Consider the following 13441-nt stretch of genomic DNA (forward strand, 5'->3'; position numbering starts at 1 on the left):
GTCCGCCTTCCTCGCCGAGGCCGGAGCGCTGCTCGCAGAGTCGCTCGATTACGAGAAGACCTTCGCCCACCTCGCCCAGCTGTGCGTGCGAGGTCTGGCCGACTGGTGCACGATCGACGTCGTGGAAGGGCGAGATCCGGCGCCTCGTCGTGGCCCACCGCGATCCCGCGATGGAGCCCATGCTCCGCGAGATTCAGCGGCGTTATCCGCCGCGCTGGGATTCGCCCCACCCCGCGGTCACGGTCCTCCGCACCCACGAACCGCGCCTCACACCCGAACTGCCCGACGAGGCCCTGCGCGCGATCTGCCACGACGAAGAGCACCTGCGTCTCGTCCGCGCGCTCGGTACGCGGACCGGGCTCTCCGTGCCGCTCATCGCCCGCGGGCAAACCTTCGGGGTGCTCAGCCTCGCCTCCGCCGCGCCGGGACGTCGCTACGGGCCCGTCGACCTCGAGCTCGCGCAGGAAGTGGCGCGCCGCGCCGCCATGGCGCTCGACAACGCGCGGCTCTACCGGGCCTCGCAGGAGGCCGTGCGCGTGCGGAGCGAGTTCCTCACCGTCGCATCCCACGAGCTGAACACGCCGATAACCTCGCTCATGCTCGCCATCCAGTCCCTGCACCGCCGGGCCCGGACGGAGCGGCCGATGGATCCGCAGACCGCGAATCGCATGCTGGAGCTGGTCTCACGGCAGGGAGAGCGGCTCACCCGACTCATCAACGACCTGCTCGACATCTCGCGCATCGAGACCGGTCCGTTGCCGCTCGCGCTCACGGACGTCGACCTCGGCGCCCTGGTCCATGAGGTGGTCAAGCGCTTCGAGGCCGACCTTTCACTGGCCCGCTGCGACGTCTCGATCCACGACGGCGCCCCGGTCGTGGGGAGGTGGGATCAGTCCCGCATCGACCGCGTCATCAGCAACCTGCTCGCCAATGCCATCAAGTTCGGGGCGGGGCATCCCATCGAGATCTTCCTCGGGGCAGAGCGCGGGGTGGCACGGCTGGCCGTCAGGGATCACGGCATCGGCATCGACCCGGACAAGTGCGAGCGGATCTTCGAGCGCTTCGAACGCGCGGTGTCGGAGCGGCACTACGGTGGGCTCGGCCTCGGCCTGTACATCTGCCGGCGGATCGTGGAGGACCACGGCGGCTCGATCCGATGCGACAGCCGGCCGGGGGCCGGTGCGACATTCATCGTCGAGCTCCCCTGCGCGGGGCCCCCTGAGCCGCGCTCGACCGTCCAAGGGACATGTCGTGGACGCTCGCCGGGATCTCCGCCGATCATCATCGACACCGCGCCGACCGGTCACTCCTCCGCCTGCGCGCGCGGGCTCCTCGGCTTCGAGCGCACCGACGACGCGATCGCGCTGGCCGACGCCCACCCCGAGGCGCTGCAGGTGCGCTCGCGGGAGGCACGGCTCTCCGTGGTCGCTGAGTTGCAGGCTCGGCCGCGCGACTAACTAGTATCGCGGCGGGAACCGGCGCTCGAGCGCCGCCAGCTCTGCGGTGCGGCCGGCCTCGCGGTACTCGTCGCCCAGGTGGCTGGCGATCATGCGGGTCCCGAAGTGCTCCGCGCCCAGGCTGGCGATCGACTGCTTCAGCGCGCGCAGAAAAATGCGCTCGGTGGCGGCGCGGTCGCCGGCGGCGCGGTGCGCCCGGGCCAGGCCGACCTCGAACGACAGGCGGTACCACGGCGGGAGGTCCGTCTCCCGATCGAGGAGCCGCAGCGCGTGCTCGAAGGTGGCGATCGCCTGGCGCGGCCGACCGACGCGGCGATACGCCGTGCCGAGGTCCATGAGCGCGGGATAGGCCGGCAGCCCGCGCCCGGCGAACTCGGCGGCGATGCGCTCGCGCTCCACGACCGCCGCGGCACGGTCGCGGTGCCACAGCCGTTCGGCGCGGAACTGACGATATGCCATGAGATCGATCTGCTCGCGCAGGGTCGAGGCGCGCGCCCCCAGGAGCGCGTCCGCCTGGCCGAGCAACGAGGCGCCCGCCTGGCCGCGCTGCAGGGCCGCGAGGGTCGCCACCGCGAGCCGGGTCGTGACACTCGTCCGGGCCCCCTCGTCCAGCTCGTGCGCTCGCACGGTGAGGGCCGGGAGGAGCCAGCGCGCGGCGGCGTCGAGGTCCTCGGGCGGGCCGACGGCCCACGCGAGCTCGAGCCTGACCTCGGCCACCTCGCGGTGATCCTCGCCCTTCTGCGCGATGCGTTCGGCGAGCGCCCGCCGCAGCAGCGCCTCGGCCACCTTGGACTCGCCCGCGCCGCGGAACAGGCGGGCCAGCACGACCCGCAGCTCGGTGTCGATCTCGGGGTCCTCGTAGACGCGCTCCTGCGCGAGCAGGCTGCGGCCGTAGTCGAGGACCTGACCGACGGTGAGCTCGCGCGCGCGGAGGCCGTCGGCGCTCGCGTGGGTGACGAGGTCGACGAGGAACGCCGAGATGGTCTCGGCAATGCGACGCTCCTCCTCGAGGCGGGCGGCCTGGACCGCCATCGCCACCGAGAAACCGACGAGCAGCGCGAGCCCCAATGTCGCCACCACGAGCGCGCGCCCGTGTCGGCGCAGCAGCTTGCCGGCGCGGTAGCGGAGCGTGCCCTGGCGAGCCTGCACCGGCAGCCCTCGCTGGTAGCGGCGGATGTCCTCGGCCAGCTTGTCGACCGTGTCGTAGCGCCGCGCCGGCTCGTGCCGCAGCGCCTTGAGCACGATCGCGTCGAGGTCGCCGGCCACCTGTCGCCGCAGCCGCGCCGCCTCGCGCTGCTCCTCGCGCGTACCCCGGCTCGCGTCAGCGGGATCGGCCGCGCTCGGCCGGCGCGGCTCGGGCGGCGGCCTGCCGTGCTCGACGTCGACGACCGTCGCGTCCGCGTGCGGCAGCCGACCGCTCAGCAGCCGGTACAGCACCACGCCGAGCGAGTACACGTCGCTCGCGGTCGTCAGCGATTCGCCGGCGCGCTGCTCCGGGCTGGCGTAATGCGGCGTGTGCGGCCGCGGTCCCGCGCGGGTGGTCTGCAGCGTCGACGCCCCGCCGGCGTCGAGCAGCTTGGCGACCCCGAAGTCGAGCAGCTTCGGCGTGCCGTCGGCCATCACCAGGATGTTCTCGGGCTTGAGGTCGAGGTGCAGCACCAGCCGGTGGTGGGCGTAGTCGACCGCGTCGCACACCGCGAGCACCAGCGCCAGCCGCTCGGACAGGCCGAGCCGGCGCTCCTCGCAGAAGCGGTGCAGCGGCGCGCCTTCGATGGGCTCCATCACCAGGTAGGGCCGCCCGTCGACGTGCGTGCCGCCGTCGTAGAGGCGGGCGATGTTCGGGTGATCGAGCCGCGCGAGGATCTGCCGCTCGGCCCGGAAGCGGCGCACGAAGTCGCGGCCGTACAGCCCCGGCGCCAGCAGCTTGACCGCCACCTCGCGCTCGAACTCCTGGTCGTCGCGACGGGCCAGGTACACGTCGCCCATGCCGCCGCTGCCGAGCCGGCGGATCACGCGATACGGCCCGATGGAGGTCGGCTCGTCGTGCTCGGGCAGCGGCTCGGCCGGACGCTCGAGGAAGTCGCCGGCGCGGTCGTGCGCCGCCGCCAGCTCGAGCGCCTCGGCGCGCAGCGACAAATCATCGGAGAGCGCGACCACCACCGCGCCGCGGCGCTCGGCGGGGCAATCGAGCGCCGCCTGTACGAGCTCCTCGAGCAGCTTCCAGCGATCGGTCACGGCTCACCTTCCCAGCTCGCGGAACAGCCACGCGCGGGCCATTCGCCAGTCGCGGACCACGGTCGCGCGCGAGCAGCCGAGCAGCTCGGCGGTCTCCTCGAGCGACAGGCCGCCGAAGAAGCGCAGCTGGACCAGCTGCGCCTTGGGCGGATCGATGGCCCCCAGCCGCGTGAGCGCGTCGTCGATCGCCAGCAGCTCGGGCGCCCGCACGATTCCCACCTCGGTCTCGACGTCGTCCCATCCCGTCAGCGTGCCGCCGTCGCGCTTGCCGGCCAGGCGGGCCCGCGCGTGGTCGACCAGCACGCGGCGCATGGCCTGGCTGACGACCGCGAAGAAGTGGCGCCGGTCCTGCCACTCGATGCGGTCGTGCGCCATGAGCCGCGCGTAGGCCTCGTGCACGACCGCGGTCGGCTGCAGCGTGTGATGCATGCGCTCGCCGCGGAGCTGGCGGCGCGCGATGCTCCGCAGCTGGCCGTACACCACGACGATGAGCGCCTCGCGGGCTCGCGCCTCGCCGGAGCTCCACGCCTTGAGCAGGCCCGTCACGTCCACCGAAGACTCGTGGTCCGCCATCGATCCCCGATCTTGCTGCAAAAGATCACGCCATCCCAGGGGGGTCCACGGGGCCGGGCGACCCGTCGCGGCCGCGACGGCTCACCCGGCTCCGCGGCGCGGGCTACGGGTTCTGAACGTCCGGCTTCAGGCACTTCGTGCCGCAGCAGAAGCTCTTGCCGGTGCCGCTGAGCAGCGGGCTGTTGGCGTTCACGTCCCAGTTGCCGTCCCCGTCGACGTTGATCCCGTGGATATAGATGGTCTCGACCTCGCCGGTCTTGAGCGACGCCGGGGTGTTGATGGAAAACCCGTGATACTTGTCGGCGAACGGCAGATCGGCGCGATAGAGGTCGGCGAGGACGGTGGCCACGTGCTCGCCATACGGATAGGGCGCGTAGCGGTCGATGGTCACCCAGGTCGGCGCAGTGGTGTCGCCGTCCTTCACCCACCCGGCGATCTTGCTGCAATTGAAGGTGTCGTGGGTGCCGACGGGCGTGAAATAGTTGGCGGCGGAGGACCGCGGCCCGGTGGTCAGATCGGGGAGACCGGGCAAGACCCCCTGGTCCTCCGCGCCCCCGGCGTCCTCCGCCGCCTCGCCCTCCGCCAGCTCGCCTTCGGCCTCGTCGACCTCCGCGAGCTCCTCCCGCGTCGGCGGCTCCACGTCACAGCCCGCCCAGCTCATCAGCAATACCGAACCCAGGAACATGCGTCGCATCTCGCCTCTCACTTTCCGAGTCATGGCGGCGGTCGCCTCGATCGCCGCCCTCACCGGGAAAGGCGAGAAGTGCGATGGAACCGGCTCACGAAATTTCGGGGCCTCGCAAAAAAAATCGCCGGGCGAGACCGCGCGCCCCCGTCACCGTCTCCTGCGCGCACGAATGCGCCCGCGTTCGCGCCGCCCGCTCTCACACCGGGCGGACTCCGAGCCCGCCGTCTGCGAGCAATGATGGCAGTCCTTTATGACACCCGCTGCGAATCGAGCGCCGCGGCGCCCCGGCGGGCACGTCTCGAGCACAGGACGAGTCGCCTGCGCGGAATGCCCGGTCCGGCAATTGCGCACAGGCCCGTCGGCCGCCCGCCGTCACGTGCCGGGGCGCTGCGCGTCGTGAACGATGCACTGTGACCCATCGAACGCTCACGCCGAATCGATCGCGCAGATCGGAGGCCGCCGCGAAAGAAGCATCACGCAGCCGGCCATCGCCGCGCCGGCTCGCATCTCGGCCGGTACGAGCCCATAAGGCGGCCCCCGATTTTTCGCGGCAGCGCAATTGATCGTGGGTCGGTTTCCACTGTCCCGACAGAAACACCGGGAAGAGTTCCAGGGTCGAATCCGTCGCCCTCGAGTCACGGCATATCGCCGTGGTTCAATCCATTCGTCGTCGACTTGTGCTATTCAAGGCGCAAACCATGAGCACCCCTAATTTGTCTGTTAGCCTGGAAATCTACGAAGAGAGCGTGCAGGCCGCGCGCGCCCGTTTCGCCGCCGGCGAATGGGTGACGCGGGTGATCGGCGGCGAGCTGACCCCCGACGCGCTCGAGCTGTTCCTCCTCTCCTTCTGCGCCCTCGGCGTGCAGATGACCGCCCCGGTCGAAGGGTGGATCCGCCGCGCCGGCGAGCGCTGCCTCGCCGCCGGGCTGAATGACATCGGCAACGCCCTGGTCGCCCACGCCCGCCACGAGGCCGGGCACGACGCGATGATGGTGGACGACACTCGCTCGCTCGCGGCGCGGCGCGAGCAGGCGGGCCGCCCCGTGCCCGCGCCCGAGAAGCTGCTCGCGCACCCGCCGACGCCGGGGATCCAGCGCTACGTGCGAGTGCACGAGGACGTGATCGCCGGGCCCGCGCCGTACGCCCAGATCGCCATCGAGTACGAGATCGAGCGGCTCTCGGTGACCTACGGCCCGAGCTTCATCGCCCGCTGCCTCGCCGACCTCGGGGGCGACGTGAAGCAATGCCTGAGCTTCGTCCAGGACCACGTCGAGCTGGACGTCGGACACACGAAGTTCAACGCCCGGAAGCTCGACCAATTCCTGAAGCAGCGCCCGGAAGCGCTGGACGACCTGGTGACGGCCGGCTCCGAGGCGCTCGCGGCCTACGATCAATTCCTGGGCGACGCGCTCGCCCTCGCGCTCGGCATGTCCGCCGAGACGCAGGCGCGCAGCCAGGTCGCGTCCTGACGGGGCTCGCTCGCCTCGCGCGAGCCGGCCCTTTTTATCGTGGAGGAGATCATCATGACCCGAGCTTATGTGTGCTGCTCCCGGGCTCCGCCCCGAGCCCTCCGGCGTGGACCTTCACGCCGCCGCCTATCGCTGCTGGTACGAGTCGTGGAGCGAGGCCTTCCGCGAGCTCGGCAAGCCGGGGCCGCTCCACTCCGACGCCTTCACCCGGCAGAAGGAGATGTGCGCGCTGTTCCTCGGCGAGCAGTGCGTGGCGCTGAGCTTCATGACCCCGATGGACCTCGAGTACCCGATCGCGCGGGCCGACTCGTACTTCCACAACTGGTCCGATCGGGCCCTCACCTCGCTCGCCCGCGACGGCAACCTCGTGATGGTCAACGGCAACTTCACGGTCCACGCGAACGCCCGCCGCGCGGCCCCCGGCTTCTCATTAAAGACGTCCTCCTGGGCCTGTGCCTCGAGCGCTTCCTCGAGTCGTCTGCCACCGCGATGACGGGCGCCGTTCGCAAGACCCGCAACGTGCACGGGCTCGTGCGCCGCTGGGGCGCCGTGACCCTCGAGGAGGACAAACCCTCCGGACACGGCGACCTGGTCGACCTCGTCGCGTTCTACAAGCCCGAGGTGAGGCGCCGCCCCCGCTCGAGTTCGACGCGACGGTCCGCGAGCTGTGGGACGCCCGCACCGTCGTGCGGCCGCAGGCGCCGTCCCCCGTGGGACTGACCGCCAAGTCGGCCGCGGAGCGCGAATAGGGAGGGTCGTGCGAATCGCTCGCACGACCCTCGTTGTTTCAAGGCACCGCGGCTCACGATTCGCGGCCGACGACGAAGCTTCCGCGCGCGCGCGACAGGTCGAGCGCGTAGGTGTCATAGCTCCCGGACTTGACCCGCTTGCGCTCGTCGCAGACCCTGGCGACGAACGCATCCTCGAGCTGCTGGTTCCAGTGGTAGGGATCTGCGAGGTCGAGCTTCGGGTTGCGGGCCTGCAGCTCGGCGATGAAGCGATTCGCCCACGTGGTCACGTAGCCGGGCATCCAGTTGTGAAGGCGCACCAGCACCGCCAGGCCGCGCTCGGAGGTGATGAAGCGGCGCACCGCTCCGCCCCGGAGCCGTCGGCCCGCCTGGCGACGTGCTTGGCGATCGCGCGCGACAGGAAGCTCCGGCGCCAGAACTCGACCTGCCCGAGCTGGATCGCCGGGTCGTTGCCGGCCAGCATGAACGCCCCGAGCAGCCGCGGATCGGTGCGCACGTGCTTCCAGCCGTCGTTGCCCTGCAGCGTCCGGCCCTCGCGGGTCGTGACCACCACGTGCCAGCCGACCTTCGTCTGACCGTTCTTCCACGGGTACTCGCCGCGGGCCACATCGAGCCCGTTGGCGGCGAACCACCGCAGGAAGCTCGCGCGGCTGCCCGGGCTCTCCTTCAGCTCGGCCAGCAGCGCCGCCAGCGTCCCCGCCTGCCCGGCGAATTGCGCCATCCCCCACGACACGATCTGGTCGTCCCACGTGTTGATCGCCCCGAACGCCCCGCCCGACTCTTTCAGTGCGTTGGCTTGCAAGATCTTGAGCTCGCTGCTCGAATAGCCGGTCGCCAGGATCTGCGAATCGCTGAGCAGCCCCTTGCGCGCCCCCTTGTAGCGGCTGACGTTGTAGGGCTTGTATTGCGAAAGTCCGGGGTCCAGTACGAGAACCGCACCTCGTCGCCGCCGCCGCGGATCGTGTACTCGGTGACGCCGTCGACCTGCTGCTCGCTCACCTGCAGCGCGCCCGCGGAAGCTTGCGTCGCCGGGCTCGCGGGCGGCTGTAGGGCCGCGCTCGCGGCCGGGGCGCTGCGGCCGGTCAGCCGCTCGAGCGCGGCGAGGGTGCGCGGTCCGACCTGGCCGTCGACGGTCAATGCCCCGCCGCCGAGGGCCTGAGAGCGGCGCTGAAACAGCTGCACCGCCCGGATCGTGCGCGGCCCGATCTGGCCGTCGACGGTCAGCGCCGGGGCGACCAGCGCCTTGAGGGCGCTCTGCAGCCAGCGCTCGCGCGTGCTGGTGTCCGCGAGCGCGAGCGAGGTGCCGCCGAAGCTGACCGGCCCCCCGTCGTCATCCTGCTCGGCCTCCGGGTCGAAGTCGGCCCATGGCTCGTCGGCGAAGGCCGCGGCGTCGAGCGCGTCGCCCTCGGCCGGCGCTTCGAAGCTCAAGAGCCCGTCGGGGTCGACCCCCGGCGGCGTGGTGTCGGCGATCTCCAGGGTGGGGTCATGGGGTCGGGGAACAATTGTCGGCATGATGCACTCCTGCGGCGAGCGCGTCGAAACTCCGCGCTCTCCGTCGTCTGGTCATGATTCTGAAGAATGGTCGATTGCGTGCAGGTGGAGGTCCGGTGATGCGAACGCGGCGCGGAATCGTCGCACCGCGACGTCGTCCGCAATTAACATTGCAACCGCGGCGATGGGGCCGTAGGGTCGCACCATGGATCTGCAGAGCCCCTTGTACTTCAACGGCATCGATGTCGGCACCGGCGCCTATCTGTTCCCGCCGACCAGCGCCGACGAGCTCGGACGAAAGCTCGGCCGCGCCGCCGCGCCGGCCGACCCGCAGCACGCCGATCACCTCGCCGACCTGCGCGCCCGCGTCGATGCGCACGCCACCGGTCATTACGGCATCAAGCCCGGGCTCGACGCGAACGACCTCGCCCAGGCCGGCTGGGCCGCGGTGTTCCCCGCGGCGCGGCCGGACACCCCGAGGCGGCGCGCCAGGAAGCGATTGTCGAGGCACTGCAGCCGCTGCTGGCCCTGCGCAGCGCCCAGGCGAGCGCTCAGGATGGGCGGCTCTTCAAGATCTACCGCGGCCCCGACGGCTACCGGCCCGGCGAGAGCAAGCAGAAGTTCCTCGCGCGCCTCGGCGCCGGGCCCGGTCCGGCCGATCCGGTCAAGGTGCCCTATTACTTGCTGCTCGTCGCCTCGCCGGAGGAGCTGCCGTTCTTCGTGCAATACCAGCTCGACGTGCAATACGCGGTCGGCCGCTTGCACTTCGACGAGGTCGCCGAGTACGCCGCGTACGCGCGCAGCGTGGTCGCGGCGGAGACCGGCGGCCTGCAGCTCGCGCGCGAGCTGGCGATGTTCGCCGTCAGCAACCCCGACGACCCCGCGACGCAGCTCAGCAGCAAGCACCTGGTCGCGCCGCTCGCCGACCTGCTGGCCCCGCACGCGCCGGACTGGGTCATTCGCCGCCACGAAGGCGAGGCCGCGAGCAAGGCGACGCTCGCGCGGTTGCTCGGCGGCGACGCCACGCCCGCGCTGCTGTTCACCGCGAGCCACGGGGCAGGCTTCTCGCGCGGCGACCCGCGCCAGCGCGCGCACCAGGGCGCGCTGATCTGTCAGGACTGGCCCGGCCCCGCGCAGTGGCGCGAGCCGCTGCCGCAGGACTTCTATTTCGCGGGCGACGACCTCCGCGCCGACGCGCGGCCGCACGGCCTCGTCATGTTCAACTTCGCCTGTTACGGCGCGGGCACGCCGATGTACGACGATTACGGCCAGCGCGCCGCCAGCAGCGCCCGCACGCCGATCGCCGACGCCGCGTTCCTCGCCGCGCTGCCCCGGCGCCTGCTGGCCCACCCGAACGGCGGCGCCCTGGCGACGATCGGCCACGTCGAGCGCGCCTGGGGCTGCAGCTTCCTGTGGCCCGGCAGCGGCAAGAAGACCGGCTCCAGCGCCCAGCTCGCGGTGTTCGAGGGCGCCATGCGCGAGCTGCTCCGCGGCGCCCGGGTCGGCGCGGCGCTCGAGTGCTTCAACGAGCGCTACGCCGAGCTCGCGTCGGACCTGAGCGGCGAGCTCGAGGAGATCGGCTACGGGCGCCAGTACGACCCGCGCGAGCTCGCCGACATGTGGACCGCCAACAACGACGCCCGCGCCTTCGCGATCGTCGGCGACCCTGCGGTGCGCCTCCCGCTCGCGCCCGCCGGCGAGCCCGCCCGCCGGGTGCCGCTGCCCGCGATCGCGGTCGATTCGCCCAGGACGAAGGCTGCCCAGGAGTTCACCGGCTCCGACGCCGCGCCCGCGCCGATCGACGAGTCGCAGTCGGCGGTGAAGACCCTGCGCGACGCTCTCGAGCAGGCCGCGTGCAGCCTCGGCGACCTCGAGGTCCGCACCTTCGTCACCGCCGACTCGAAGGCGATCGTCACCGCGGGCCGCGAGCAGCTGCCGGCGCAGGCGGAGCTGCGAATCGTCACGCGCATCGGCCCGGGCGGCGACGTCGACAACCTCGTCCCTGGCGACGGCAAGGGCTCGACGCCGAGCTCGTGAGGCTCCACCTCGAGCTGGCGAAGCAAGCCCAGGTCCAGCGCGGCGAGCTGCTGCGGGCGCTGCTCGCCGCGCTCCGGTCCGGCAGCGCCGGCTGACGGCGGGCCCGGGGCGGCGTCGCGTCGGGGCGATGGGGCGTCCGCTGCCGCGGCGCTCTGCGTCGAGCCCGACGTCACCCGCGCCGGTCGGCCCCGCCCGCGGCGAAGGACTATATGTCTTTTACGACATATCATGATACGACGCGAAGCACGGGTTCGTCCGCAGCGATCAAAACATGTCTTTCAGGACATATTTTTATAAAATGCAGGGATGGAGACCGCCGGCCGGATTGGGTCGAAACAATGGACACCCACCCGCGCCGCCGGCTCGCCTGCGACGATTGAGGACGTTCTCCATTTTTTAAAAATAAATCATGGCAGGGGGCGGTGATGGAGGGTGCCGGTCGGGTCGAGGCCGAACACGTGGAGCGCGCCGGCGCCGTCCTCGGCGGCGACGAGGCGGACGAGCGCGGGGCCGCCGAGCGCGACGCGAGCGCCCGCGCCGGTGAGGCAACAGGCCGCGCCCTCGCCGTCGATCGCCAGCAACGCGACGTCGGCCTGTCGCGGCGCGGCGATCGCGTCTCGATACGCCCCCACGATGCGTTGCCACGGGCCCCAGGGGCCGCCGGGCTCGCGCTCGACGCGGTGCAGCAGCGCGCCGTCCTCGCCGATGGCAGTGAGCCGCAGGCGGCCGCCGGCGTTCGCTAGCACGTGCACGCGCCGCAGCTCCGTCGCGAGCCGCCGCCAATCGCGGTACTCGCCGCGCGCGTCCTGCGACGATTGCCACAGGCTGTGATCGGTGCGCAGGGTGAACACCGACAGCAGGCCGCGGCCGTCGCGGGCCAGGCCGATCTGCAGGTGCTGCTCGTCGTCGTCCTCCCAGTCGCCCTCCCATTCGTCCCACGCCCCGCCGGCCTGGCGCTGCGCGCACGACTGCAGCAGGCCGCCGCTGTCGACCGCGAGCGCCGTGAACGCCCCGCGCAGGCCGCAGGCGACCGCGAGCTGCGTCGCCTCGCCGGCGAGCGGCTGTCGCCCTGCCCAGCCGCCGGCGTCGTGGCGCTCGCGCCAGGTCACCTCGCCGCGGGGGCCGACCGTGAACAGCGACACCACGCCGCGCTCGTCGACCGCCGCGCACGCATCGACGACCCCGGGCTGCGCGGCCTCCCACGCGCCCCACGGGCCGCCGGGCTGCTGTTGCCTGCGCACATGCAATTGCGCGGCCGCGGCGTCGATCGCAAACAGCTCGACGCGACCGTCGCGCCCGCGCGCCGCGCAGACGCCGTGAAACGGCCCGCCGAGCGCCTGCCATGCGCCGCGGTCCGGCTCGGATCGGGGTGTGGACAATCCTCGCGGCGCGCCGCGAGCCGGATCGTCGCCGGCGGCGAGGTCGTTCCGCGGTATGGACAATCCTCGCCGCGCGTCGCGGCCCGGCTCGTCGCTGCCGCCTGCGCGCGGTGTGGACAATCGGTCGTCGGCGAGCGCGCTGTACACGTTTGGCTCGTCGCTGCCGCCGGCGCGCGGTGTGGACAATTGCTCGTCGGCGAGCGCGCTGGACAACGCCGGCTCGTCGCTGCCGCCGGCCGACGCGGGCGCCCGCGGTGTGAACAATCGATTGTCGGCGAGCGCGCTGTACAACACCGGCACCGCGCTGCCGCGCAGGCCGCCGGTCAGGAGGGTCGCGCGCGCCCGGTTGGCCGCGCGGTCGACCTCGCCGCCGGCCCACAGCTCGCCGTACAGCGCGCGGGTGAAGGCGCGGCCGGTGTCGATCGGCATCAGGTCCTGCATCGCCAGCACCGCGGGCACGCCGGCCGCCAGCACCGCGGGGGCCAGGCCCCGCCGCGGGTCGTCGACGCTGCGGGTCGCGCTGCTGCAGACCATCAGGACCACCAGGCGCGGCCGGCGGTCGAGCCGCTCGAGCATCGCCGCGAAGCTGGCCCCGGCGACGCGCTCGACTCCGCCGCCCTCGCGCTCGAGGAACAGCGCCAGCTCGCCGTCGCGGAGGACGCCGTGGGCCACCAGGTGCAGCACGTCGTAGCCGCCCTCGAGCGCCGCTTCGAGCGCGACCAGGCTGCAGTGGCCGGCCAGGGCCGTGGGCTCGACGAGCCCTGCGGGGGCCGCGGCCATGGCCTCGGCCAGGCAGGCCTCCTCGCCGGGCCGATCGATCGGCGGCAGCCCGTAGGCGTCGAGCCCGGCGGGCGCCGCGACCGCGCCGAGGACCCGCAGCGGCCGCGCCGCGACCGGCCCGGGCAGCGCCCACGACCACGGCACCTGGCGCGAGAAGGGCGTGTCGCGGTCGGCCGCGGGCACGCGCGCGGTGGCGGCCGCCGAGGTGTCGCGCAGCGCCTCCCACGGCAATGCGTGCAGCTCGGGCGCGTCGTCGTCGATGCGCAGGCGGATCCGCCGGCGCGGCGCGAGGGCTGCGGCGAGCCGCCAGGCCTCGCGCGCGGGCGCGTCGAGGGCCGCGAACAGGCGCGCGCCCTGCTCGTCGGGGCCGACCTCGGCGACCGCCGCCAGCGCCGCGGGGTCGAGGGCGCCGGCCGGGAGCTCGCGCCCCTCCAGCCGGCTCTCCACCGCGAAGCCGCGGCCGATGCGAATATAGAGAGTCTCGACGCGCTCGCTGTCTCGCGTGACTGCCACGATTGCCGCCTCCTTTCTGCTCGATAAAATCCACAGACCGTCGCGACCGCGTCGTCGCAGCGATGCCGGC

General features: G+C 72.4%; 12 protein-coding genes. 5 read left to right on the forward strand and 7 right to left on the reverse strand.

Translation table 11 applies throughout. The annotated features are described in order from the left end of the window. Positions 1–179 precede the first annotated feature (179 nt). Complete coding sequence (locus OV079_RS29540) at positions 180–1457, forward strand: GAF domain-containing sensor histidine kinase (protein ID WP_267772298.1); 1278 nt, start codon at positions 180–182, stop codon at positions 1455–1457. Here OV079_RS29540 and OV079_RS29545 read toward each other — a convergent pair whose 3' ends face one another. The 3 genes from OV079_RS29545 to OV079_RS29555 all read right to left on the reverse strand — a co-directional run bounded on the left by OV079_RS29545 (position 1458) and on the right by OV079_RS29555 (position 4950). After that, a complete protein-coding gene (locus OV079_RS29545; protein ID WP_267772299.1) occupies positions 1458–3692 on the reverse strand; it encodes a protein kinase domain-containing protein in 2235 nt (744 codons plus the stop codon). A 3-nt stretch (positions 3693–3695) separates the two neighbouring features. Next, positions 3696–4265, reverse strand: a complete 570-nt coding sequence (locus OV079_RS29550) for a sigma-70 family RNA polymerase sigma factor (protein WP_267772301.1) — start codon at positions 4263–4265, stop codon at positions 3696–3698. A 103-nt stretch (positions 4266–4368) separates the two neighbouring features. Next, positions 4369–4950, reverse strand: coding sequence for a hypothetical protein (locus OV079_RS29555; protein ID WP_267772303.1), 582 nt, complete (start codon positions 4948–4950; stop codon positions 4369–4371). 701 nt (positions 4951–5651) lie between these two features. On the opposite strand from OV079_RS29555, the gene OV079_RS29560 reads away from it, so the two are divergent. From OV079_RS29560 to OV079_RS29570, 3 genes are all read left to right on the forward strand, one after another. Continuing rightward, the gene (locus tag OV079_RS29560; RefSeq protein WP_267772304.1) at positions 5652–6422 is read left to right on the forward strand and encodes a hypothetical protein; all 771 of its coding nucleotides are present in this window, start codon (positions 5652–5654) and stop codon (positions 6420–6422) included. A 106-nt stretch (positions 6423–6528) separates the two neighbouring features. Further along, positions 6529–6915: a hypothetical protein gene (locus OV079_RS29565; protein ID WP_267772305.1), complete on the forward strand. Its 387-nt coding sequence runs from the start codon at positions 6529–6531 to the stop codon at positions 6913–6915. Continuing rightward, positions 6912–7142 carry a hypothetical protein gene (locus OV079_RS29570; RefSeq protein WP_267772306.1) on the forward strand — a complete coding sequence of 77 codons (231 nt, stop codon included), beginning with the start codon at positions 6912–6914 and terminating at the stop codon, positions 7140–7142. The genes OV079_RS29565 and OV079_RS29570 overlap by 4 nt, the downstream gene beginning before the upstream one ends. Before the next feature lie 82 nt (positions 7143–7224). On the opposite strand, the gene OV079_RS29575 is transcribed toward OV079_RS29570, so the two are convergent. From OV079_RS29575 to OV079_RS29585, 3 genes are read right to left on the reverse strand one after another with little or no spacing between them, the layout of a single operon-like run. Further along, positions 7225–7440 (reverse strand): hypothetical protein, encoded by a 216-nt coding sequence (locus OV079_RS29575; RefSeq protein WP_267772310.1) that lies wholly within the window; start codon positions 7438–7440, stop codon positions 7225–7227. Continuing rightward, positions 7437–7973, reverse strand: coding sequence for a hypothetical protein (locus tag OV079_RS29580; protein ID WP_267772311.1), 537 nt, complete (start codon positions 7971–7973; stop codon positions 7437–7439). The genes OV079_RS29575 and OV079_RS29580 overlap by 4 nt, the downstream gene beginning before the upstream one ends. After that, entirely contained in the window at positions 7955–8683 is a 729-nt protein-coding gene (locus OV079_RS29585) for a peptidoglycan-binding domain-containing protein (RefSeq protein ID WP_267772312.1), read from the reverse strand. Before OV079_RS29585 ends, OV079_RS29580 begins: the two co-directional genes overlap by 19 nt. A gap of 648 nt (positions 8684–9331) precedes the next feature. Here OV079_RS29585 and OV079_RS29590 point away from each other — a divergent pair. Continuing rightward, a complete protein-coding gene (locus OV079_RS29590) occupies positions 9332–10699 on the forward strand; it encodes a hypothetical protein (RefSeq protein WP_267772313.1) in 1368 nt (455 codons plus the stop codon). Between the two features lie 407 nt (positions 10700–11106). On the opposite strand, the gene OV079_RS29595 is transcribed toward OV079_RS29590, so the two are convergent. Further along, positions 11107–13371 (reverse strand): CHAT domain-containing protein, encoded by a 2265-nt coding sequence (locus tag OV079_RS29595; protein WP_267772315.1) that lies wholly within the window; start codon positions 13369–13371, stop codon positions 11107–11109. Positions 13372–13441 lie beyond the last annotated feature (70 nt).

The sequence above is a fragment of the Nannocystis pusilla genome (assembly GCF_026626665.1).
Taxonomy (GTDB): Bacteria; Myxococcota_A; Polyangia; order Nannocystales; family Nannocystaceae; genus Nannocystis; species Nannocystis pusilla.